This window comes from Streptomyces sp. NBC_01296, assembly GCF_035984415.1.
GTDB lineage: Bacteria > Actinomycetota > Actinomycetes > Streptomycetales > Streptomycetaceae > Streptomyces.
This window is the reverse complement of sequence record NZ_CP130720.1, coordinates 8478825-8500959: the sequence shown is the minus strand read 5'-3', so window position 1 is coordinate 8500959 and position 22135 is coordinate 8478825. Positions and strand designations below refer to the sequence as shown.

Annotated in this window: 18 protein-coding genes and 10 pseudogenes; 12 read left to right on the top strand and 16 right to left on the bottom strand. The window is 70.6% G+C overall.

Annotated features, from left to right (window positions below; genetic code table 11):
- Window positions 1–98: 98 nt before the first annotated feature.
- The 4 genes from OG299_RS38720 to OG299_RS38705 all read right to left on the bottom strand — a co-directional run bounded on the left by OG299_RS38720 (window position 99) and on the right by OG299_RS38705 (window position 2062).
- Entirely contained in the window at window positions 99–404 is a 306-nt protein-coding gene (locus tag OG299_RS38720; RefSeq protein WP_327364677.1) for a DUF6286 domain-containing protein, read from the bottom strand.
- A 233-nt stretch (window positions 405–637) separates the two neighbouring features.
- Window positions 638–1081: a DUF2267 domain-containing protein gene (locus OG299_RS38715; protein WP_327364176.1), complete on the bottom strand. Its 444-nt coding sequence runs from the start codon at window positions 1079–1081 to the stop codon at window positions 638–640.
- 48 nt (window positions 1082–1129) lie between these two features.
- Window positions 1130–1525 (bottom strand): DUF2267 domain-containing protein, encoded by a 396-nt coding sequence (locus tag OG299_RS38710; protein ID WP_327364174.1) that lies wholly within the window; start codon window positions 1523–1525, stop codon window positions 1130–1132.
- A 102-nt stretch (window positions 1526–1627) separates the two neighbouring features.
- Window positions 1628–2062 (bottom strand): Hsp20/alpha crystallin family protein, encoded by a 435-nt coding sequence (locus OG299_RS38705; RefSeq protein ID WP_327364173.1) that lies wholly within the window; start codon window positions 2060–2062, stop codon window positions 1628–1630.
- A gap of 128 nt (window positions 2063–2190) precedes the next feature.
- Between OG299_RS38705 and OG299_RS38700 the strand changes: the two genes are divergently transcribed.
- Both OG299_RS38700 and OG299_RS38695 read left to right on the top strand, forming a co-directional pair.
- The gene (locus OG299_RS38700) at window positions 2191–2859 is read left to right on the top strand and encodes an HSP18 transcriptional regulator (RefSeq protein ID WP_327364172.1); all 669 of its coding nucleotides are present in this window, start codon (window positions 2191–2193) and stop codon (window positions 2857–2859) included.
- A 36-nt stretch (window positions 2860–2895) separates the two neighbouring features.
- Window positions 2896–3099, top strand: coding sequence for a hypothetical protein (locus OG299_RS38695; protein WP_327364171.1), 204 nt, complete (start codon window positions 2896–2898; stop codon window positions 3097–3099).
- A 341-nt stretch (window positions 3100–3440) separates the two neighbouring features.
- On the opposite strand, the gene OG299_RS38690 is transcribed toward OG299_RS38695, so the two are convergent.
- Entirely contained in the window at window positions 3441–3779 is a 339-nt protein-coding gene (locus OG299_RS38690) for a MerR family transcriptional regulator (RefSeq protein ID WP_327364170.1), read from the bottom strand.
- 911 nt (window positions 3780–4690) lie between these two features.
- Between OG299_RS38690 and OG299_RS38685 the strand changes: the two are divergent.
- The 4 genes and pseudogenes from OG299_RS38685 to OG299_RS38670 all read left to right on the top strand — a co-directional run.
- Window positions 4691–5472 (top strand): annotated as a pseudogene (locus OG299_RS38685) (PHP domain-containing protein); the annotation flags it as partial.
- Window positions 5473–5627: 155 nt separating this feature from the next.
- Window positions 5628–6188, top strand: a complete 561-nt coding sequence (locus OG299_RS38680; RefSeq protein WP_327364169.1) for a hemerythrin domain-containing protein — start codon at window positions 5628–5630, stop codon at window positions 6186–6188.
- A gap of 191 nt (window positions 6189–6379) precedes the next feature.
- Entirely contained in the window at window positions 6380–6883 is a 504-nt protein-coding gene (locus OG299_RS38675) for a hypothetical protein (protein WP_327364168.1), read from the top strand.
- Between the two features lie 804 nt (window positions 6884–7687).
- A pseudogene (locus tag OG299_RS38670) lies at window positions 7688–7914 on the top strand (dihydrofolate reductase family protein); the annotation flags it as partial.
- Between the two features lie 44 nt (window positions 7915–7958).
- On the opposite strand, the gene OG299_RS38665 reads toward OG299_RS38670, so the two are convergent.
- Window positions 7959–8225, bottom strand: a complete 267-nt coding sequence (locus tag OG299_RS38665) for a hypothetical protein (protein WP_327364698.1) — start codon at window positions 8223–8225, stop codon at window positions 7959–7961.
- Between the two features lie 293 nt (window positions 8226–8518).
- On the opposite strand from OG299_RS38665, the pseudogene OG299_RS38660 reads away from it, so the two are divergent.
- Window positions 8519–9061: pseudogene (locus OG299_RS38660) on the top strand (ATP-binding protein); the annotation flags it as partial.
- 144 nt (window positions 9062–9205) lie between these two features.
- Here OG299_RS38660 and OG299_RS38655 read toward each other — a convergent pair.
- Both OG299_RS38655 and OG299_RS38650 read right to left on the bottom strand, forming a co-directional pair.
- Window positions 9206–10189 (bottom strand): GNAT family N-acetyltransferase, encoded by a 984-nt coding sequence (locus OG299_RS38655; RefSeq protein WP_327364167.1) that lies wholly within the window; start codon window positions 10187–10189, stop codon window positions 9206–9208.
- Between the two features lie 42 nt (window positions 10190–10231).
- A pseudogene (locus OG299_RS38650) lies at window positions 10232–11116 on the bottom strand (transposase); the annotation flags it as partial.
- A gap of 228 nt (window positions 11117–11344) precedes the next feature.
- Between OG299_RS38650 and OG299_RS38645 the strand changes: the two are divergent.
- Window positions 11345–11458: pseudogene (locus OG299_RS38645) on the top strand (ribonuclease Z); the annotation flags it as partial.
- Between the two features lie 68 nt (window positions 11459–11526).
- Here OG299_RS38645 and OG299_RS38640 read toward each other — a convergent pair.
- The 3 genes and pseudogenes from OG299_RS38640 to OG299_RS38630 all read right to left on the bottom strand — a co-directional run.
- The gene (locus OG299_RS38640; RefSeq protein WP_327364166.1) at window positions 11527–14313 is read right to left on the bottom strand and encodes an NACHT domain-containing protein; all 2787 of its coding nucleotides are present in this window, start codon (window positions 14311–14313) and stop codon (window positions 11527–11529) included.
- Window positions 14310–15806 carry a lipase/acyltransferase domain-containing protein gene (locus tag OG299_RS38635; RefSeq protein ID WP_327364165.1) on the bottom strand — a complete coding sequence of 499 codons (1497 nt, stop codon included), beginning with the start codon at window positions 15804–15806 and terminating at the stop codon, window positions 14310–14312. The genes OG299_RS38640 and OG299_RS38635 overlap by 4 nt, the downstream gene beginning before the upstream one ends.
- A 74-nt stretch (window positions 15807–15880) precedes the next feature.
- Window positions 15881–16295 (bottom strand): annotated as a pseudogene (locus OG299_RS38630) (peptidase S41); the annotation flags it as partial.
- Here OG299_RS38630 and OG299_RS38625 point away from each other — a divergent pair.
- Together OG299_RS38625 and OG299_RS38620 are read left to right on the top strand one after the other, a co-directional pair.
- Window positions 16191–16526, top strand: coding sequence for a TetR/AcrR family transcriptional regulator C-terminal domain-containing protein (locus OG299_RS38625; RefSeq protein ID WP_442817561.1), 336 nt, complete (start codon window positions 16191–16193; stop codon window positions 16524–16526). The pseudogene OG299_RS38630 and the gene OG299_RS38625 sit on opposite strands and share 105 nt — an antisense overlap.
- A 68-nt stretch (window positions 16527–16594) precedes the next feature.
- Window positions 16595–17632: a hypothetical protein gene (locus OG299_RS38620; protein ID WP_327364164.1), complete on the top strand. Its 1038-nt coding sequence runs from the start codon at window positions 16595–16597 to the stop codon at window positions 17630–17632.
- A 66-nt stretch (window positions 17633–17698) separates the two neighbouring features.
- Here OG299_RS38620 and OG299_RS38615 read toward each other — a convergent pair whose 3' ends face one another.
- The 3 genes and pseudogenes from OG299_RS38615 to OG299_RS38605 all read right to left on the bottom strand — a co-directional run bounded on the left by OG299_RS38615 (window position 17699) and on the right by OG299_RS38605 (window position 19675).
- Window positions 17699–17968 (bottom strand): hypothetical protein, encoded by a 270-nt coding sequence (locus OG299_RS38615; protein ID WP_442817609.1) that lies wholly within the window; start codon window positions 17966–17968, stop codon window positions 17699–17701.
- Window positions 17969–18361: 393 nt separating this feature from the next.
- Window positions 18362–18640 (bottom strand): annotated as a pseudogene (locus OG299_RS42905) (cupin domain-containing protein); the annotation flags it as partial.
- Between the two features lie 18 nt (window positions 18641–18658).
- Complete coding sequence (locus OG299_RS38605; RefSeq protein WP_327364163.1) at window positions 18659–19675, bottom strand: zinc-dependent alcohol dehydrogenase family protein; 1017 nt, start codon at window positions 19673–19675, stop codon at window positions 18659–18661.
- A gap of 217 nt (window positions 19676–19892) precedes the next feature.
- On the opposite strand from OG299_RS38605, the pseudogene OG299_RS38600 reads away from it, so the two are divergent.
- Both OG299_RS38600 and OG299_RS38595 read left to right on the top strand, forming a co-directional pair.
- A pseudogene (locus OG299_RS38600) lies at window positions 19893–20668 on the top strand (helix-turn-helix domain-containing protein).
- 29 nt (window positions 20669–20697) lie between these two features.
- Window positions 20698–21058, top strand: a pseudogene (locus OG299_RS38595) (zinc-binding dehydrogenase); the annotation flags it as partial.
- Between the two features lie 7 nt (window positions 21059–21065).
- Here OG299_RS38595 and OG299_RS38590 read toward each other — a convergent pair.
- Window positions 21066–21348 (bottom strand): annotated as a pseudogene (locus OG299_RS38590) (ATP-binding protein); the annotation flags it as partial.
- A gap of 252 nt (window positions 21349–21600) precedes the next feature.
- A complete protein-coding gene (locus OG299_RS38585) occupies window positions 21601–21969 on the bottom strand; it encodes a hypothetical protein (protein ID WP_327364162.1) in 369 nt (122 codons plus the stop codon).
- Window positions 21970–22135 lie beyond the last annotated feature (166 nt).

Below are 22135 nucleotides of genomic sequence, written 5' to 3'. Positions count from 1 at the left end.
GGATGCCTGTCGAAGCCAGCAGGATTCGGTTGGCTACGGATTTCCTCTTCATGGGATCCGATTCCTGTCTCTTCTCGCCGTGAGCGTCCGCGGGCGGGTCATGTACGGCGTGCGCGGACCCGAACGGCGAGCGAAGGCGTGCGTGCGAGGGCCAGCCGGTCAAGTTCTTCCCGCAACACGGTCACAAGGTCGGCCTTCACGTCGGCCGGGGCGCGGAAGCGCACATCCGCGCGGACTCCGACGCGGTGCCGGGCGATACGGATCCGGGCGCCGCTGACGCCCGGAACGCGCATGGCGGCATCACGCAGGAGGAACACCGCTGCCTGGCGATCGAGCGCCGCCCGCACCCGGGGGTCCGGGGACCGCTGGGGCAACTCGTGGCGCAGGCCCGGGGTGGCCGCCAGGGCCGGCGCGCTCGCGGCCTTTCCCGGACAGCGCCACTGGTGTCTGCGACGGCGGGGACGAGGACACCGTCAGGCCGTCATGGCCACGCTGGAGGAACCTTGGGCGACCTCGGGCATCGGCCCCTCGGTGTGGTGGCCCGCTGTCCCTGACGACAAGTGCCTGCCCCAGCAGCTGCCTGGGGCAGGCAGTCGGCGTCACGCCGGGTATGGCGCCTGGAACAGAACGGTTGTCGCTAGGCGGCGGGTTGGGGCTGGTGCAGTTCTGCCTGGCCGAAGAGGAGTGCGTAGCCGCCGGGGAGTTGGCGCAGGATCCGGGCGAGGAGGTCGGGGCCGGCGAGGCGTGTGACGACGGCGAGTACAGCGCCGGTGTCCCAGCGGGCGATGGCCGGGCTGGTGCCGCTGCGCGTGGCCATGTCTTTGATGAAGCCCCAGCCGGTGAGGTGTTGGGTGTCGGGGATCTGGGCGGTCAGGACGAGGGCGGCTTGGAGGGGCAGGCATTGTGCGAGGTCGACGCGTTCGTCTCCGACGAGCTGGCGGCCGAGGGAGGCAAGGACGGTGCGGACGGCTTCCTCGGCGCGTTCGCGGGTGGGATAGGCGCCTTCGTAGCGCACGCGTTCCAGCATCTGGTCGAACGTCATGGCCGCGAGGGACGGGTTCGCTCGAGGCTGGTCGTACATGGTGCTGCGGTTGCCTTTCTCTTCGAGGACTTCGGTTTCCGGCCGGTGTCAGGTGGGCTGGGGGTGGCCGAAGAGGAGGTCGTATCCGGGCGGGAGCTGGAGCAGGACCTCGCGCATGAGGACGTCTCCCGCCGCCGCGGCCACGGTGGACAGGACAGCGCCGATGTCCCACAGGGCCGTCTGCTCGGTGGCGCCTTCGATCCAGGCCGCCGTCGCGCGGACGAAACGTTCCGGGGAGAGCGGCTCTGCCGCCTGCAGGGGGTTCAGAAGGATCAGGGCGTACGTCTCTGGGAGCCGGGCGGCGAGCTCGGCTCGCACGGTGCCGACCAGATGCGCGCCCAGCAGGGCCAGGACGACGCGGGCCGCCCTTTCGGCTTCATCCAGGGTCTGGTACTCGCCGCGTTCCTGGACGTTGCCCAGGAACGCCTCCCGGCGCATCGGCATCACGTCACCTCCCAGGGAGGGGTGAAAGGGGAGAGGGGCGCGGAGGACGGGATGCCGGAGGGGGATCGGGTTCCCCGTCCTCCGCCGCTGGTGGCGGACCGGTCAGCCGGAGATCTGCTTGCGGCCGGACTCGCCGCCAATGGCGATCTTCCGCGGCTTCGCGCGCTCGGCGATCGGGATCCGCAGGGTGAGGACACCTGCGTCGTAGTCGGCTTCGATCTGCTCGGTGTCGAGGGTGTCGGCCAGCATGATCTGGCGGGAGAAGACACCGAGGGGCCGCTCGGAGAGCTCCATCTGCACGCCTTCGGACTTCTCCGCGGGCCGGCGCTCGGCCTTGACGGTCAGCATGTTCCGCTCGACGTCGATGTCGATCGCCTCGGTGCTGACGCCGGGGAGGTCGAAGGCGATCACGTACGCGTCGCCCTGGCGGTAGGCGTCCATCGGCATCACGGACGGCTTCGACCAACTGCCCGAGGTACCGGACAGCTGCTGGACGATGCGGTCCATCTCGCGGAACGGGTCAGTGCGCATCAACATCGCGAAACACCTCCAGTTGGTTCAGGCAGGAACTGCCAATGCGCTTCAACGTGCCTCCGTTGTAACATGTCATCGAAGCGATGACAAGCAGGCTGTCATCTGGAGGATGACGAACGACGGAGAGTGTCATGAACGAAGGTCCCGAGCCGATCGCACCAGTCCCTTTCCCGGTAGCCGCCGCGGCACTGGAAACCATCGAACAGGCCCTCAAGGGCGCGCAGCAGTCCTTCGCGGGAATGCCGACGACCGAGACGGCGCCGGCAGCCGATTCCGGTCCGCATCCCGCGCTGGCCGCGCTGCTGACGCTGCGCGAAGTCCGCGAGCAGCTCGCCGGCTGGGAGAGCGGCCTGATCGAAGCCGCCCGCGGAGCGGGCGCCAGCTGGGCCGACCTCGCGGGGCCCCTGGGGGTCGCCAGCCGGCAGGCAGCCGAGCGCCGCTACCTGCGTTTGCGGCCCGGCGCCGCCGGAAGCACCGGCGAGCAGCGCGTCCAGGCCACCCGCGGCATGCGCGCCGCCGACCGCACCGTGACCGCCTGGGCCCGCGACAACGCGGCCGACCTGCGCCGTCTCGCAGGCCAGATCACCGCTCTCACCAGCCTGCCCGACACTGCCGACGGCGCCATCGGTGACCTGAACCTGGCCCTCGCCGACAACGACGCCGCCCGCCTCGTGCGCCCCCTGACCGACACCCGGGACCATCTGAGGCCCGAGAACGCCGAGCTTGCCGAACGCATCGACGCCCTGACCCGGCATACCGACCAGCTCCGCCAGGACACCCACGACCAGCGCGGCACATGAACCCCACGACGTGGTCGCAGGCACACAAAAGGATGGGTGCCGGTCCGTTTCAGCGAAGGGGCCGGCACCGACATCATCCGTTCGGGGCATGCAACCGCAGGTGGTTGCGACGTTGAATGGCAGATGCCATTTGAGCGGACGGATCCGGGCGTGCGGGACGATCCTGGTTGGGCTTTGTCCCGCACGCCGACCGTGTCTGAGGCCAACGAGGCACTGATAGCGGAGATCGTCCTGCTGTGAGATCGGGCAACGATTCACAGATTTGTCGACTGCTGACCCGCCTGGCAGTGGTTGCTGACGTTCCTGTGCTGCTGCGCTTGCGGGCAGCAGCTCTACGACGAGGTTCCTGGCTGACCCCGAGGGGCGGCCGACCCTACGCTGCCAAAGGGGCGCGGCCTGGCCGGGACCGAGTAACCGGCGCGCATTGGCGACGTCGCAGTCTGGCGGGAGTGCATTGGCTATCGGGTCAGCCTCTCCACAACCCTCCCGGCCACGGATGCACCGCGATGATCACCCCGAAGGCGAGTTGGAAGCCGCACCGTGCCAGGCGGCCCGCTCGACGGGAGCGGCGACCGTGCACTTCAGGTGGAGGTCGTCGGGTTTGGCGATCCTGCAGCCTTGCGGTACTCGGCGTTGATGCGCTGGGCTTCTTCGAGCTGGTCCTCGAGGATGATGATGCGGCAGGCGGCATCGATGGGGGTGCCCTGGTCGACGAGTTCCCGCGCGCGTGCCGCGATGCGCAGTTGGTAGCGGGAGTAGCGGCGGTGTCCGCCCTCGGATCGCAGCGGGGTGATCAGGCGGGCTTCGCCGATGGCGCGTAGGAAGCCCTGGGTGGTGCCGAGCATGGCGGCGGCCCGGCCCATGGTGTAGGCGGGGTAGTCGTCGTCGTCAAGACGGCCGAACGAGTCGTCTGCGGTCATTGCACCTCTCTCATGGAACGCATGGAGGGGCCCTGGTGCCGTACGGCACCAGGGCCCCGAAGGAACTACTACACCATCTGTCGGCCCTGATACTGCGCCGACCTCCTGTTTCCGCCGCCCCGGCCGACTTGCTGCCGGGAGTGCGGGGATCGCGGTTGCTTGACCGGAGACCACCTCACTATCGATGTCCTGCGGTACCCGGGCTCAGCCTTCGGCCCGGGCGATCCTGATGGCGCCTGGCTCCTCCGTTCTTCCTCATTGATCAACTGCTGGTGAAGCGGGGCACTGCGCACTGCTGTTGCTGCTCTACCGCGCACTGCTGGTGGCCTGTCACAGCGCCACTCTTCGGCAGCCAGCCCCGTTGCCCATCCTGCATCTGCTCTGGCTTGGAACCCCACTGCCGAACTTCCCGGTACGCGCGCCCGCAGCCGACGCCTTTACCGAGGTACCGCTCACTGACTGCACTGCTGGTACTGCGAACTGCGGGTACTGCCACTGCGTTAACTGCGGTACCGCTCTGGCAGCCCCTGATGACTGCGGGCCACCCGGTCCGGCCGTCAGTCCCGTCGCCGTCCTGCAACAACCCTGGCTTCGAAACTCCACCACCGCACCGTCCTGCGAACTGCAACTACTGGTACTGCTGCCCGGCAGTTCGTCTCTGCCAGGCCCTTCGGTCTCTCTGGGCTACGAGAGAGAACATACCCACGCCACCGCCCAATGTCTACTCCAGCCAGCATAGATTTTCGTGCGCCTAGTGGGGAGATAATCGGCTCCCGTCGAGAGGGGAGCGTGAAAGCCCGCCCGGGCGAGCGCGGCCGCTCGGGCGAGGCAATGCACTCGGCGCCGGAAGCAGTGATCGAAGCATCGTGCATGGGTGACACGCCGAGCTCGCGCGCTACGTGGAGCTGGTCCCGAGCTACCTCGTCCGCCTGCAGGCCGAGGCCGACCCCGACGCCCACGCCGACCGGGACCTCGCGGCTGCGAGCACCGGCGACTGCCACCTGCACTCCAACTGGTCGGACGGCGGCAGCCCGCTTGAGGACATGGTCGATTCGGTCCGCTCCCTGGGCCACCAGTGGGCCGTTCTGACCGATCACTCGCCACGGCTGACGATCGCCCATGGACTGAGCCCCGAGCGCCTGGAAAGCCAACTGGAGGCTGTGGCCGCCGTGAACTCCGCCATGGACCCCGGCTTCCGGCTGCTGACCGGCATCGAGTGCGACATCCTCGAGGACGGCTCACTCGACCAGGACGAAGACCTGCTCGGCCGGCTCGACATCGTCGTGGCGTCCGTGCACTCCAAGCTCCGCTCGGAACCCGAGCCGATGACTGCCCGCATGGTGGCCGCGGTGCGCAACCCGCACGTCGACGTTCTGGGACACTGCACGGGACGGATCATCACCGGTCGGGGGCGCCCGCAGTCCCGCTTCGACGCCGAGACCGTTTTCGCCGCGTGCGCGGATTCCGGAACCGCAGTGGAGATCAGCTGCCGGCCAGAGCGGCGGGACCCACCGGACGACCTGCTCATGCAGGCTGCCGCTTCGCCGTGGACACGGACGCCCACGCCCCCGGACAGCTGCACTGGCAGAGCACGGGATACGCCCGCGCGGCCCGGATCGGCCTGGGCACGGACCGGCTGATCACGACCTGGCCGCTCGGACGGCTGATGACCGGCAGAAGCAGCCGACCGTGACCACCAGCCCCCACCCCGCCTCGTCGCGCCGAAAACAGTGGGCTCCCTCCTCCACGCGGGTGAGACACCCTGTGCGGCCGGGCGCCTCCGGCTCCGGCGGGGAACCGATGGCATCGGGCCGGAGCGGCCCAACCCACGGCACGCATGGAGACGACATGGGACACGGCGGAAACGCGATCGACGAGCTGATGGCCGACCATCGGGAGGTGGAGGGGATGTTCAGCCGCCTTCAGGCCATGACCGGTACCGGACAGGAGCTCCGCGATCTCATCGACGAGATCACCATCGAGCTGGTGCGCCACTCCGTCGCCGAGGAGCAGTACCTCTACCCGGCGGTACGCGAGCACGTCGAAGGCGGCGGGCGCATGGCGGATAAGGAGATCGAGGACCACGGCCGCGTCGAGAAGATCCTCAAGCAGCTGGAGAAGATGAGCACCGACGACGCGCAGATCAGCCCGCTCCTGCAGAAGCTCATGGACGAGGTCGCCGCCCACGTCCAGGACGAGGAGAGCAACCTCTTCCCGATGCTGCGGCGAGCCTGCACCCCGCAGCAGCTCGACGAGCTCGGTGACAAGATCCGCCGCGCCAAGGCCATGGCACCCACCCGCCCGCACCCGGCCGCACCGAGCAGTCCCACCGCCAGCAAGCTCCTCGCACCGGGCGCCGGCCTGGTGGACCGGGCACGCGACTTCGTGACCGGCCGCGGCAAGTCCTGATCGCTCAGGTGAGCGGGCCCGGATGTAGTGTCTCCGGGCCCGCCGCCCTGGACGGACGGTGATGTGCGTCATGCCGAATGCCCAGCGCTTCCGGCTACGCTGGTCGCCCACGAGCGGAGCGGCGCAGCTTCGCGCCGCAGCTCGCGCACCCGGCACGGACCAGGAGCGAGCACACCCTCGAGGAAGCCGCCGTGTCCGCCGATCTCGCACCTGTCATAGCCGCCGGCACGCGCTGGCTGCTGACCGCCTTCCCGCCCGCCCCGGGCGCGTACAGCCGGGCGCTGGCCGAGGCCCAGGCCAGGCAGGCCGTCACCCTTGCTGCCGACCTGCGGTACCCGACCCCGCTCGACGCACAGCTGCTGCATCTGCTCGGCCCGGGCGGAAGCTCCCGGCTGGACTGGCTGACCAGTGCCGATCACGGCAGCGACGCCAGCGCCGGCTGGCGGACTTGGGTGGACGAAACCGTCGTCAGCTGGGCCGCCTGCCTCCTCGCGGACCCCGCCCTCGCCGTCGGCGCCCACCGCCTCGTCGACCGCGGCCATGCTGTCGAGGTCAACCGTCTCACCCGTCCCGGCAACGACGGACGCGACGCCGCGCCGTTGCTGCGCCACCCCGACCTGCTCGAGCCGGTCGCCGCCCTCCACCGGGCGCTGCTGCTGGGCCTGCTGGACAACGAGAACGCCGCTCTGGGGTAAGGCAGGCTCTGTCCCTGCAGGGGTCCTCGGCGGTGGCGGACCCCTGCCGAAGACCTGTCGGCGGACGGGACCGACCGGCAGGGTCAGTCGGCCGGTGCCCAGAGGGCAGTCAGTGTCCCGCTGCCCGGGGACGGTCGCTGCCAGCCGCCGACCACCTCCGTCACCACCACGTCCGAGGTCGGGAAACCCCGCAAGCTCCGGAAGGCCGCTCCCGCGCAGGCCGGCGGCCAGTTCGGGGATGCCCGGATCGTGGCCAATCAGCACCACGAAGCTGAGGCCCCGTCCCCGCTTGCTCGTCGTACACGGCGGGCGATGGGTCCTTCAGCGCGAGGGACCACGAGCTACCAGGTCTGCCGCGCCCTGCGAGCACATCACCGGAGGCTGACGTGCACGAACGCACGTGGAACGCACATGGGGCCGCGCTGTCGGGGTAGACGGCTGCCGGGGTGCGGCCTTGGCCACCGGGGCTGCGACGGAGGCCGCACCCCGCGCCCATCCAGTGACGAGTGGAGCAGGCGAGAAGTGGCAGGCGCCGTGTAGGGTCTCGCCGCTCGCGACATGCCGATCTTGCGTGACCTGGGCGTTCTTGGCTGTCTCACGGCATTGTCACCCATGATCAGTCTCAAATCCGTGGCATTTCCTCACGAGGGCGAGGGCGAGATCAGGCGGCTTGCCCGAGTCGGCCGAGTACACCACGCTGAGCCCCGAGCACGAGGACTACCGGCGAGCCCGGATCGCGCACCGATGAGTTTCCCGCGCCGCGCTGGTCTCTACGCCGGACACCCACGGACGGAAGGCTGGGCCATGCGGAAACTGATCTACGGCATGAACCTGACCCTGGACGGCTACATCGCCGCCGTCGGCGACGACATCGGCTGGAGCGGACCGCCGAGGACGAGCTCTTCCAGTGGTGGCTCGACCACGAGCAGGCGAGCGGCCTGTCGCTGTATGGGCGCAAGCTGTGGGAGACGATGAGCTCCTACTGGCCGACCGGCGACCGGCCGGGCGCCACCCCGGCGGAGATCGAGTTCGGCGGCACCGACGACGGCCACGTTCAATGCCGCCATGTAGAAGATCACCCCCAGTACCAGGACCACGCTCTCCAGACGTTGCCCCGGCGCGTGGGGTGGAGGAGCAGGGCCACGACGCTGCATGCGACAGCCAGGATGGCGCAGAGGGAGGCGGCGTAGATGGGCCAGCACTCATTGTTGAGGGCGACGAAGACCAGATCGCTCGTCAGGCCGAGGGCGGTCATGATCCCAGGGACGGCTACCAGGGCGCCGGCCGGGATCTTGGCGACGTCGTCCAGGCGCTTGCCGACCGACCCTTGCCTGGACCTCATACGGTTCCGCCGTCAGCAGCTGATGCTCGCGGCCCGCGCCCGGCCCGGGGACCCAGCTCGTGGCACCACACTATGGTCGCGCCGGGAGGCAGGCCGTTCGGAGCTAGCCTGAAGGGGCGTAGGACGAATGGCTTCAGATCGTATAGATGCCGTTCCAACAACCTGGTAAATCCGTCGTCTACAGCGGCATCCCCAACGGAACAGGGCCAAGGAGCGGGCGACCCCGGCCCATCGGCCGCATGCCGCTCACCAAACTTCCCCAGTCCGTTGAGAAGCGAAAGTCGTTGCGGACCTTCGGCTTCGACGCGAACCCGAACATCGACGCGGCCACCATCCACACTCTCGCCAGCTGTGAGTGGATCAAGAAGAGCCAGCCGCTCTGCCTGATCGGCGACTCCGGGACCGGCAAGTCGCACATGCTGATCGCTCTGGGAACCGAGGCTGCGATGGCCGGCTACCGGGTCAAGTACGTGCTGGCGACGAAGCTGGTCAACGAGCTCGTCGAGGCCGCCGACGAGAAGCAGCTCTCCAAGACCATCGCCCGCTACGGACGCGTCGACCTGCTCTGCATCGATGAGCTCGGCTACATGGAACTCGACCGCCGCGGCGCCGAACTCCTCTTCCAGGTCCTGACGGAACGCGAGGAGAAGAACAGCGTCGCCATCGCCTCCAACGAGTCCTTCGGCGGCTGGACCAAGACCTTCACCGACCCCCGCCTCTGCGCGGCCATCGTCGACCGCCTCACCTTCAACGGCACCATCATCGAGACCGGCACCGACTCCTACCGCCTCGCCAGCACCCGAGCTCGCGCCGAGGGAGCGGCCAAGGCCAGCTGATCTCTGCCGCTTCCTGTTGACGGCCCGCGGCCCGGAGGGCGGCGGCCCGTCAACGCGAAGGCGGTTTGCACACAGCTGGACCGCCAGACCCATGAGGCATTGTCAAATCCTGTGGACTGACCAGACAGCCCAATGGCCGGCCGATCAAGCAAGCGGCTTGCGGTAGCGGACGTACTCGTTCTGCCGCCGGAACCCCACACTCTCGTAAAGGTCGTAGGACCGGTGCGGGTTAGCCGTGCCCGTGAACAGCCGGGCGGTCGTTGCACCCTGCTCGCGAAGGCTCCGCAGCCCGTCCAGCAGCAGGACCCGGCCGACTCCGAGGCGTCGCTGGTCCGTCCGGACACTCAGCTCTTCCACCTCGCCCACGGTGTGGTTCTGACGGCGGATCGAGCAGAGGGCGACGCCGACCATGTCCTGCCCGTTCCAGGCAGCCCTCCAGCATGCCGGGTCAGCGGTGTCGACGAAGTCCTGGAAAGGCCATCTCTGAGTGAAGCCGGTGTCCGCATACGAATCGACGACCGTCCTCCAGGCTGCACGGTAGTGGCTTGTCCCGATCGGCCCTGTCCGTATCCCGGCTGGCAGTTCGCTGCCCGGCTCGGGCACCTGCTGCAGATCGCCCAGCTCCAGCTCGACCAGGCTGAAGACACGTCGGTAGCCGGCTGCGCGCAGAAGTGCCGTGGCGTCCTGCTCGGAGGCCATGGCGTTCGCGCCGATCACTGCCGTCCGCGCCGTTCCATGCTGTTCGACGAGCTGGCGGATCCGCTCTTCGGCCCAGCTCAGCATGGCTGAGCCGATGCCCTGGCCGCGACGCTCGGGCAAGAGGTAGCCGCGGTGCAGGTACAGCCACGTATCGTCGCGCTCTTGCCACCACTGGATCGTCGAGTAGCCGACGACGCTCCCGTCGAGCACCACCAGGATCTGGTTCTTGGACGGCTCGTCCAACTTGGCAGAAGCTTCGGCGATCTCGGCCACTGTCGGGAGCCCTTCCACAACCGAATGGACATCGACCCGGTCCCGTTCAACACACCCCAGCCGCACCGAGGCCATGGCGCCGTGGTCTTCGTCGCCGCGATACGGGCGGAACCCGAAGCCGACCGGAAGGTCCTGTCCTGCCGTGCCATCCAACATGACCGGATGTTCTCGAACTTCGAGGTAGGTCCGCCACCCTCTTCACGCCGCGGTCGTCTGCGGCCGTTCAACGAGCTGGCCGCGTTCAAAGCGGGCCCCGGCGCGGACGACGGCAACGAGGTGGGGTGCATTCACGGCTCGTCAGCGGGCTTGGGCGGACTCGACGAGCTTGAAGACCATCGCCAGGGCGGCGGCCCGGGATCCGGCGCCCTTGGTGACCTTGGTCCGCAGACGGACGGTCGCGAAGGTCGACTCGATGGGGTTGGTTGTCCGCAGGTGGATCCAGTGCTCGGCGGGGAAGTCGTAGAACGCCAGCAGCTCATCCTCGCCATCGACGACCTTCTTGACGGCCTTGGGGAACTTCGCGCCGTACTGCTTGGCGAACGCCTTCACCGCGGCGGCCGCGTGCTCCTTGTCCTCGGCGTTGTAGATGTCCTGGATGGCCTTCTTTGCCGCGGGGCGTTCCAGCCGCCCAGGGCTCCGTCGCCGACGGCGAGGACGGGAGCGCGCATGCCGCGCCGCTGGCAGTCCCGCAACAGGCTCGCCCAGGACTCCGAGGACTCGCGGTAGCCGTCGGCCATCGCGATCAGCTCCTTGGTTCCGTCCGCGCGCACGCCCATGACGACCAGGACCGCGGCCTTCGCCTGCTCCAGCCGTCTGCGCAGGCGGATAGGTGGATACCGTCGGCCCAGACGTAGACGTAGTCCGTGGCGAACAGGTCGCGCTCGCCGGTTGCCTCGTTGATGCGTTTGTCGTTGATGCGTGGGGCCTTCACCTCGATCACCCCGGCCGCGGTGGTGACCTCCTGGGCTGGTGATAGCCGTTGCGGACCACCAGGCGGCGCCCACTCTCGTCTCGCTGGTCGGCCAACTCGGCAATGTAGGAATTGACTTCACCCTCCAGAGCGGCGGCCAGCATCCGCCTCGCGGACGATGTCGTCGATCAGGGAGACGGTCTCGGTCGGTCCATCAGCATTCACTACGCTCAGCACGGACATGCCTTCCCGACCGACAGTGCAACGTCGGCCTACTCGATGACCAGAAGTCGATCACTCGGGAAGGTACGCCCTTCGCGTCCAACCCGAGGCCGATCCACAGGTCATGAGCACTGCTCCCGGGCAGGGCCCGCTCCCGCATCCGTACCCGGTCCTCGTCGAGCCAGCGCTACTCCGACCCTGTCGAGTTCGAGCGGCAGAAGCGCGCGGCCGGATTCCGGGGCGAGCTGACCGTGGCGCACGACCTGCTGCGGGTGCCGGTGCCGAAACGTCGGATCCATCAGTGGCCCTGGCGCTCTCGCAGGGCCACCGCTGATCATATGGAGGGCATCGTATCGAGCGGTCAGGGCGACGACTTGCGCCGCTCGCCGGACGGACGGTCCGCCGGGGCGTCACGCGTCGGCCGCCCAGCCAGATGCCGCTGCAGCAGCACGTGGCGGAACTCGTACACGGCGCCGTTCTGCCGCAGGATCCCGCGGCGGTGCGCGTCGTCGAGGAACGTCATCAGGCGCAGCGGGAGGCGTCCGGAGACGGCCAGCCACACCCGGGTCTGCGTGAAGTACCCCCAGGGGCCGGACAGGAACGCGATGGCGACGGTGATGAACGCGAACCAGAGGACCATCAGGAGCAGGACCGCGCGTCGCGGCACCGCCACATCGGGTGGCGGCCAGCCGACGAAGAGGAGGCCGACGCACACGAACAGGGCCAGCCACGTGGTGTTCAGGGTGCGCAGCAGACCCCAGCGGGCGTTCTCCAGCAGGTGCACCGGGTTCGGTGCCCGCGCGATGTCCACCGGCTCCATGCCGTAGTCGACACACACCTTCCCGAACGACCAGACGCCCGAGCCGAAGCCCAGGACGCAAGCCGTCGGCCAGCCGATCCGGACGCCCCCGGCATACCTGAACAGCAGGAAGAAGCAGACCGGCATGGTCAGGGCGAGCATGGTCCCGCTGAACAGCGCGCGGCCGAGCAGCAGCCGACGCGCGGCGGTCGTGCGCTGCACGGTCACCGTCCGGAGGAACATCGTGGACGTGCGCCGCGCGACGGGGTAGTGCCGCACGTACAGCAGGGCCGGCAGCGGAAGCAGGGCGAGGACGGGATAGTCCGGGTGGATGCCGAACAACGGGGCCAGCAGGGCGCTGCCGCCCAGCGACAGGGCGGCCAACAGCGTCCCGGCCGCCACGAAGAACAGGGGCGGCAGCGCCAGGTTCTGCTCCCACCACGCGATGCTGCGCGTGGAGCGTGCCTCCATGTCGCGCGCCAGGTAGCCCAGCCACTTCCGGGCCTGGTCGGCCGAGTGGCGGCCCCGCGGGGACCGCCGGGACCACGGCGCGGGCCGCGGGAAGTCGTCCGGTTCGGGCGCGTACGCGGCCTCGATGAACTCCCCCAGCAGGTACTCCTCCACACTCTCGCGGGTGGCGAAACGGTCCGGTTCCAGCAGTTCCGCGGGGTCCTTCACCGAGCCCGCGTCGCCGTCGCTGTAGATGCGCCGGGCCAGGGAGACCGCCAGCGGTGTGGTGAAGGCCTCGCGCAGCACCTCCGTTTCCGGAGCGGCGGTGTCCCGCCCGAGCCGGTCCACCACCGGGTCCCAGGCCGTGCGGGTTCCGCCGGCCTCCGGGACCGCGGACAGCGGCAGGTAGTCGGCGTAGTCCTGCACCGTCAGGTCCTCCAGGCACACGACGTACGCCTTCTTCAGTGCGCGGGACTCGGCCACCGCGGCGCGGTACTCGTCCGGCCGGCTCAACAGGAGGTACCCCTCGCTCTGCTTGAGGGAAGCGTTGATCTTCCGGACGGCCTCCGGTCGCAGCCCCGTTGCCAGCCCGTCGAAGTCGTCCAGCACCGGCAGCACGCGACGGGTAGTCAGCAGCCGGGAGACCGTGCCGGGGCTCTGTTTCTCGGCATGCCGGAGGCCCGGGTAGGTACTCAGGAGCTGCTCCCCGAGCCACCGGTGGAAGGACATCCCGGAGGACGGGTCCCAGGACAGCAGGGAGAGCAGGACGGGGACGGGCATCCTCCGCCGCCAGCGTCCCGGATCGAGCAGGGTCAGCACGAACTCGGTCGCAAGGACCGTCTTCCCGGCGCCGGCCTGCCCCAGCACGACGAGCCGGCCGGACGGAACTTGGTCGTAGATGTCGGCGATCACGCGCAGGTCGCCCCCGAGGTCCATCGGGGTGTGCTCCGACTGCCGCAGGTTCTGGATGTTGCTGCCCTGGTCCATCAGGTCCGCGGGCGCGTTGCCCCAGTGCACCGGCAGGGGGAACGGATCGTGGGACCGGTGCCGAAGCTGCTCGCTCTCCCACTGGCCGCGCACCGCCTCCGCGAGCGCGGCGGCGATGTCGTCCAGGGCCTTGTCGGGGCCGGCCAGGATCTGTGTCCGGGCGCGTGCCCGGACGGACGGGTCGCCTGCGGCGGTGACCGGGGGCCTGTGCAGCACGGCGTCCGAAGACTCCAGGAGCGGGTGCTGGTCGCGTTCCCGCCACACCGAACCGACGTCGATCGCCGTGTGCCAGGCCCAGTTCCCGCCGAATACGTACCGCGCCCCGCGGGCGGCGGCCTCCTCGAAATCGACCCCGAGCCCCTCGGTGGGCGTGGACCGCAGCGGTCTGGCCACACCCACCGGGTCGATGACGACGTAGGCGCCGGGCAGCCCCGGAACGGTCCGCTGCACGGACTGCGCGAAACCGGCCGGGGGCTGCGGCCACACCGGATCGGCCGGGGTGCCGGCGGGCGCCTTGTCGGTCATCCGCACGGCGACCAGGGCATGACCGGTCGAGGCGGCCTCGAAGTCGCCGTCCGCCGGCCGGAGCAGCACCACCACCGGGTGGAGCCCCGCCGTCATGCAGGCGGCGGCCAGGACGACGGCCAGGTCGAGGCAGGTGCCGTGGCGTGGGGACCAGAGCACCTCGCGGGGGGTGAGGATCACTTGGCGGCCGCGTTCGTCGGATGGCGACTCGAAGGCGTAGCCGATCCCCACGGCGGCCAGGGCGCGGTAGACCTCGCGCAGCCGGTCGGTCCTGCCCGCCGAGGAGGCTCCCGGCAGCCGCACCAGCGCGGCCACTGCGTCCGGGTTCACGTACTTCGCGAGCGCGACGGGCTCGCCTTCCAGGGACCAGCGCGGCCAGCGGTTCATTCCTCCTCCCCGTCGATCACGGCGAGCGTCTCGCCGACCGACAGGTCTCCCCCGCCAGGCACGTCCCGCGCGGTGACCGTCACGGTGTGCAGACCCGGCGCGGCGGCCGGGAGTTCGCCGCGGAAGTCCCGGGTGCGGGCGTCCCACTCCAACGGCACCGCCACCGGCTCCGCGTCCGGGTCGCCGTCGGGCCGAGCCACCGCCCACAGCGGGTCCGCGGGAGCCTGCGAGGCCGCTTCACCGGGCTGGCCGAGCACCGTGGCGCGCACCGGTATCGGCGCGTCGGGGAGATACGCCTCCGCCAGTTCCAGTCCCAGCGAAACCGGCCGCTCGTCGCCGCCCCGCAGTCGGGCCAGTCCGTCGCGCCGCAGGTAGCCGCCGATGAGCGGGCCGACCCAGTCCGCAGCGGCGAGCGGACCGTGCCGTTCGCGGGTCCGCATGCCCGAGGTGTCCCGGTCGCTGTCCTCGATCGGCACCGCGCTGGCTGCGGGGACGGTGCCGTCCCCGAGGTCGTCCTCCCAGCCGTCGGGGGCGAGCCAGGCGGGCTGCTCCCGGGTGAACCACAGCCGGGTGCCATCCCAGTGCCCGGCGGTCAGGGTGGGGTGGGACCAGGAGAACCGGGGGCGCATCTCCGTCCCCGACCGCGGTATCTCCGCCCACGCCGTCTCGATCTGCCGGTGCAGGTCGAACGCGCGCCGGGCGTGCGGGCGCAGCCAGTCGAGGGGGAGCTGGTGCGGGTACAGGATCCGCCGGCCGCCGTCGTCCCGCTCCGCTGCGTCGGGCACGTCCCGCGGCGGCCCGGACAGGCCGCCGGTGTCGAGGATCATCGGGTAGCGGGGCAGGAGTTCGGCCACCGACGGCCAGCCGCGGATGACCTGGGACGTCCTCGGTAACGGCACGCCCCCGACCCGGACGCCGTTGACGAGCCAGTCGAGTGCCTTGGGCGCGCCGCGGTGCGGCGTCCCCAGCGTGATGAGCGCACGGCACTCCCGCCAGCCCCCGAGGACGCCCAGCCAGTACCGGGCCACCAGGCCGCCCATTGAGTGCGCCACCACGACCACCCGGCCGCGCCGTTCCGCTGCGCTCAGGCCCGCCAGCCGGAGATGGATCTGAGCGGCCAGCCGGTCTGCCGCCTCGGCGATACTGCGCCGGAAGTCGTACGGGAAGAGCAGCACGTCGGCGTGCAGGTCCGGTCGTTCGGGGTGCCCGAAGTCGATCCGGGCGCCTGGGACGCCGGCGCCGACCCCCTGGACGAGCCCTTCGTAGCCGTGCACGACCGTCCACCCGGGAAGCAGGTGCTTGGAGGTGATCAGCCCGACTGGCCGCAGCTCCGGCTCCTCGTCGAGGCTTAGCCGGCCAGGACGCACCAGAAGTCCCACGATGCCCTTCGGGCCGGCGTCCCAGGCTCGAGCCCCCCTGCCGTCGGGCCTGGTGCGCTCCAGGACGCTGCCCCCGATCCCGGGAATCACCACGACCAGGTGCCTTGCGTTCATCGTCCCCCCGACGTTCCCGGCCCGGCCGCCGGTCGGTTCCGCGGCCGGGTGTTGCGGACGGGCGCCGCCGCGGGTCACGGCAGCGCGGGCGACACCTTCGCCGGGTGGTCCGCCAGTGCCTCCGGCGCCAGCCGCACCGCCCGTCGAGCTGCACGTCCCGGCCGACAGCCCAGTCCTGCGGCCACTGGGCGACCTCCACGTCCTGGCCCACGCCGCGGTTCTCCACGTCCCACCCGTAACCCTCCAGCCAGAAGGCGTACTTGGGCTGGGTGACGAGCGTACCGTCGACCAGGCGGTACAGCTGTCGATACCGATGACTCCGCCCCAGGTTCGGGTGACCTCGTTGGCGACGGCGACGACCGGTCCGCGCGGCCAGTCCTGCGGATGGCTGACCTGGAGGCGATCCTGTCGGCCCTGCGGCACGCCCCGGGCATCGGCGACGACGACCCGAACGCCCTGATGCGCGCCCTCCAGGCGGTGAACGGCTACGTACTCGGCGCCGTCCGCCACGAGGTCGTCGAACGGCGCGCCGAACGCGAGAGCGGCCAGACGGAACGCCAGTGGCAGGCCGCCTCCGGCCCCTGCCTCCGGCGCCTCTTCGCCACCGGCCTTTACCTCGCCGTCGCCCACCTCGTCACGGGCGGCAACGACCATGACCCGGCAGCGATGTTCGCCGCCGGCCTGAACATCACCCTGACCGGCCTGGCAGCTCCGGCCTGACCGGCACCCGCCGCGTCGGCGACTACGATGCGTGCGTTCGGCAGGGCGGGACGGCGGGAGTGCGTGGCGTGAGCGGTTACAGCGGGGACGGGTACGCGGGCGGCGGGCCGGTGGGCGGGGCGGGCGGGACGCCGCCCGCGGGCCCGCCCGGCCAGGGCTCTCAGGTCCCGCCGCAGGGAACCCCGTACGGCGCGCCGCCGGGGCATCCGTACCGCCCGCCGCAGGGAGCACCGTACGCCGCGCCTGCCGGGTATCCGTACGCGCAGCAGCCCGGGCATCCGTACCGGCAGCCGGTCCCGGCGCAGGGGTATCCGTACGGATGGGGGCATCCGCCGGTTGCGCCGCCGCCGGTCGAGCCGTCGCGGGGGCGGAAGATCCTGCGGGGCCTCTACAACCCTTTCTACGCCGCCCAGTCGGCGTTCCGCCCTTCGCGTCCGGGGATCGTGCAGGACCCGGAAGTCCGCAAGCTCCAGCTGTGGCGGACCGCGCTCGGGCTGGCGGCCTGGGTGGGCCTGACGCTCGCTTACAAGGCCGTCGTCAGCGCGGACGACGTCAAGACCGTGGCGGACGCCCGCCTCGACCAGAGCTGGTCCAGCGTCCTGGTACTGGTCTGCACGTTCCCGGTGGTGGTCGGCGCGTTCGTGGCAGCCGCGCGGGGCACGCTGCGGCGCGTCTACCTGCGACGGGCCCTGCGTTCCCTCGGCGCGGTGGTGGCCATCATGGCCTCCATGGGCACCTCGGCGCTCGCGATGGCACCGGAGTTGGCGGGCTTCCGGGATGCCGTCGGCCTGCCGGGGAAGATCGTCATCGGGGTGACGTGCGCGTGGTCGATCGGCTTCGCCCTCTACGGCATCGGCCTGTCGCTCGTCCACGTCTTCCGTACCGCCGACATCCACGAGGTGGTGCCGCCGGTCCTCGCCGGCGTCCTGGTGTGGGAGATGGCGATCCTGGACGTGGTCACGGGCGCCTACCCCCAGGTACCGGCGGGCGCCCGCGCGGTGTTCATCCTCGGTGCCCCCGTCACCGTCACGGCCTTGTCCTGGTGGGAGATGTACCGGCTGCACCGCCACCACGGGCTGTCGGTCCGCGGCGCACTGGGGCGCTGACGGGCGGAACGGGCGCTCGGTCACATCAACGACGCGCAGGCCGGCCGCGCCGCTCCGTCGAGCGCGTCAGCAGCACGCCGCGTCCCGGGAGCCCCCGCACCATGCGGCCCCGGCATCGGCATCGGCATTGACCACGTACACCTTCCACGGCTCGTTGCCGGGGCCGGTGACCCACACCTTGTCCTGGACGGCGTGGCAGCACGTGGTGCCGTACTCCTCGGACGTGGCCAATCCCGCTTCCCTGAGGCGCCCGGCCGCGGCGTCGACCTCCTCGGTGGAGGCGACCTCGACGCCGAGGTGGTCCAGGCGGGTCTCCTCCCCCGCCTGGCCCTCGATGAGGACGAGCTTGAGCGGCGGCCCGGTGAGGGCGAAGTGGCATCAGCGCTACGACGGTTCAGGACCGCGTCAACGTCGCCTCAGCGGCGCCGAGACCTGCGTGGGCGACGATGCGGGTCGTCCTGCGTCTGGCGGAGACGGCCAGAGCGGTCAGCGGCGGCCGGGTGGTCAACCCCTCGATGGCGGCACCGACCAGGGCGGGCCCACTCCGCCGAGGGAGGAGGCGCGGGCTTGGCCGGCGCGCGCGGAGGCGGCGGCGATGCCGGTGTTGTACGCGGAGGTGGTCCGCGCCGAGGTCAGGGCCTGTCTCTGTGCTCGGTCGGCCGTCGCGAGCCGCCCAACACGAACGCGGTGGTGACGGGGCGCGTTGGCGGGGGTGGCCGGGCCGGTGGTTCAGCTGGTGGCCGGGGCGGTGGCGTGCTCGGCGTCGGTGACGGGGCGCGGCCAGTGCACGACGTCGTGGGTGTCGTCGCCTTCGTTGATGGCCAGGTGGACCATGAGCCGGTTCGGGGCGGCGCCGTGCCAGTGCTCCTCGTCGGCTTCGAACAGGACGCGGTCGCCGGGCCGGATGACCTCGACCGGCCCGCCGCGGCGCTGGCACAGGCCGAAGCCTTCGGTAACGAAGACGGTCTGGCCCAGCGGGTGGCGGTGCCAGTGGGTGCGGGCGCCGGGACGGGGTGGCGGCAGGGGTCAGGGCTTGAGGAGGGCCTTGATGGCGCGGCGCTCGTCCATCGCCCGGTAGCCGTCGGCGACCTGCTCCAGGGGAAGGGTGAGGTCGAAGACCTTGCCCGGGTCGATGCGGCCGGAAAGGACGCGGTCGATGAGGTCGGGCAGGTAGCGGCGTACGGGTGCGGGGCCGCCGCGCAGGCCGACGTGGGAGAAGAACAGCTCCTGCCCGTCAACGGAAACGCCGTGGGGAACCCCGACGAAGCCGACGTTGCCGCCGGGGCGGGCGGAGTGCAGGGCCTGCTGCATGGCCTGGGCGGTGCCGACGCACTCCAGCACGCTGTCGGCGCCGATCCCGCCGGTCAGCTCCTTGATCCGGGCGACGCCCTCGTCGCCGCGCTCGGTGACGATGTCGGTCGCACCGAACTCCCGCGCGAGCTTCTGCCGGCTCGCGTGGCGGGACATGGCGATGATCCGCTCCGCGCCCCTCTCCTTCGCCGCGATCACCGCGCACAGGCCGACCGCACCGTCCCCGACCACCACGGCGGTCGAGCCGGGCTTCACCTCGGCGGCGTCCGCGGCCCACCAGCCGGTGCCCATGACGTCGGAGACGGCCAGCAGGCTCGGCCACAGCTCCTCGCCCGGCACCTCGTCGGTGGCGACCAGGGTGCCCTGGGCGTTGGGGATGCGCACAGAGTCGGCCTGGCAGGTGGACATGAACTCGCGGTGCAGGCAGTTCGACTGGAAGCCGCCCAGGCAGTTCGCGCAGGTGTTGTCGGAGGTGGCGAAGGAGCCGATGACGAACTGGCCCGGCCGCACCGAGGTGACCTCGGAGCCGACCTCCTCGACGAAGCCGACGTACTCGTGGCCCATCGGGTGCGGGTCGCCGATCGGCTCCGCGCCGCGGTAGGGCCACAGGTCCGAGCCGCACACACAGGTCACGGCCGTCCGGATGATCGCATCGGTCGGGTGGAGGAGCTTGGGGTCGTCCAGCGACTCGAAGCGGACGTCTCCGGGAGCATGAATCACTGCGCCGCGCATACGGAAGATCCTTACGTGCCGAGGCGCACGGCACCGGATGCCCGGGGCCGCCGCCGAGTACAGGAACGGGTGCGGGCTGTCCGCGCCGCCGAGATGACCAAGCGGAAAGCACCACGTCATCCAGGTAACCCGCTCCCGGTGTGCGCAGCGAGACACCATCAAGGGGTGTACTGCCAGTACATCCCTATGGCCGCGTGCGGGACGTACCGTCGAGGACGTGGACAGCCAAGCAGAGGTCCGCGCGTTCCTCACCTCGCGGCGCGCGAAGATCACCTCGAGCGGGCAGGCCTGCCCGCCGGCAGCCGGCGGCGCGTGCCCGGCCTGCGCCGCAGCGAGGTCGCCGCCCTGGCCGACGTGAGCGTGGAGTACTACGCCAAGCTGGAGCGCGGCAACCTCGCCGGCGTCTCCCCGGCCGTCCTCGAAGCCGTCGCCCGCGCGCCGAACGCGCCCACCTGCTGAACCTCGCCCACGCCGCCGACGGCTCCGACGCCGTCACCGCCGGCCCCGCCTTCGTCCGCAACGGCCGCATGGACCTCCTCGCCGCCAACCAGCGACGACGTCTACGCCGCACCCTGCAACCAGGCCAACCTGGCCCGCTTCAACTTCCTCGACCCCGCCTCGCACCGGTTCTCCCCCGACTGGGACCAGGCCGCGGACGTCGCCGTCGCCATCCTGCGCACCGATGCGGGTCGCAACCCGCACAACAAGGAACTCCACGACCTCGTCGGCGAGCTCTCCACCCGCAGCGACGACTTCCGCACCCGCTGGGGCGCCCATAACGTCTGCCACCACGGCACCGGCACCAAACGCTTCCACCACCACACCGTCGGCGACCTCACCCTCGCCTACGAGGGCCTGGAGACGGCCGCAGAACCCGGCCTCACCCTCACCATCTACACCGCCGAACCCGGCTCAGCCTCCGAAGAGGGACTACGTCTGCTCGCCTCCTGGGCCGCGACGCACGAAGTCCATACCTCGGCTCGACAACCGTGAACGGGCGTACGCCCAAACCATCCGAGTTGCGGATCGTGCTCGCCGGCCGCCACGAAGCCCGCACCGCGCTGGGTCGGGAGTTCGGCGCCACCGACGTCGGCGCCGAGCGCGGTGCGGAGGGCATCGCCCGTATCCGCGAGGTGACCGGCGGCGTGGACAAGGTGATCGACGCCGCCGGCACCCGTCCGGCCCTGGGCGCCGCGCTCAGCGCGGTCCTGGACGGTGGCACCATCAGCCGCCTGGGCGTGTCCCAGTACGAGCAGGGGCCGATCGGCCCGGCCGAGTTCATGCGCAACATCACCCTGGCGCAGGCGCCAGCCCCGCCCGCGCCTACATCCGCGAACTGCTGGCCCCCGTCTGGACGGCACCATCACCCCCGCCCGGGTCTTCCGGGGTTTGTCCAGCCGCTGAAGGATTCGTTCGAGGCGATCGCCACGCTGTTCTTTTCCTCCCGTTCGGTCAGAACTTGGAAGAGGAGTTCGGCTCCAGTAGCGGGCGATGGTCTCGGTCAGCTGCTTCTCGTCGGCGGCCTCAACGAGCTCGTTGACCAGCTTCGTCGCCAGGACGTACTTGACCCGGAAGCCAGCCATCGCGGCTTCGGTGCCGAGGGCGATCAACAGGTGGGATTTGCCGGTTCCGGAGTCGCCGATGAGGCAGAGCGGCAGGCTCTTCTTGATCCATCCACACTTGGCGGGGGAAGGTCACAGTCCTTCTCCTTCAGGGGTTGGGCCGGTCCGGCCGACGCAGTCGCAGCAGCTGGTCGTAGTGGGCGACCGAGGGAAGCGGCCGCTTGTCGGGCGGCAGGTGAGCCAAGCGGCGTGAGGCCAGAGACGTGACATTGGACCGGCCAGCCGTGGTCAGCAGGGGTTCCTCTTGGCTATGGCCGTCTCCTTCCGCCGCCTTGCGGGCTTCAAGTACGATGGCGTCCGCGGTCAGCGCCCCGTCTTAAGGGCCGCCGCGAGGCCGGTGACCAGGTGTTCGTGGGGCAGGTGGCGGCCGAGCAGGAGAACCTCGATCAGCGCGCGGGTGCCGTCGCGTTCTCCGTGGGCCTTGACTGCCGCCGCCCACCAGGCGTCATGGACCGGGGGGAATCTGCCCGCGGAGCGAGCTTGATCGAGCGCGGTCGCTCCCGGCAGCGCGCCGGGCTTGCGCGCGAGTGCCTCCAGGTAGTGGTCCAGGTCGAGGCGGCATCCGCCCTTGGCAATCAGGCGTTCGTGCCGGGCGACTTCCTCGCGGCCGTCGTGGACCACCAGCTCGGAGGCGTGCAGCATCGCGCGGACCGTCCTGCCGATCAGCCGCACCGGAGCCTGACCCCTTGTACGAGATCAGCCAATGGCGGCCGGGCCTCCGTGGCTCTCCTGTGGGCGCGCCGGAGGGACGATGAGGGACGGCGAGCCGACGTCGTCGGCGACCCCCAAGCGGCCGATGATAAAGATTTGCGCCCAGCCGGGCCACGGGCTTGAGTTC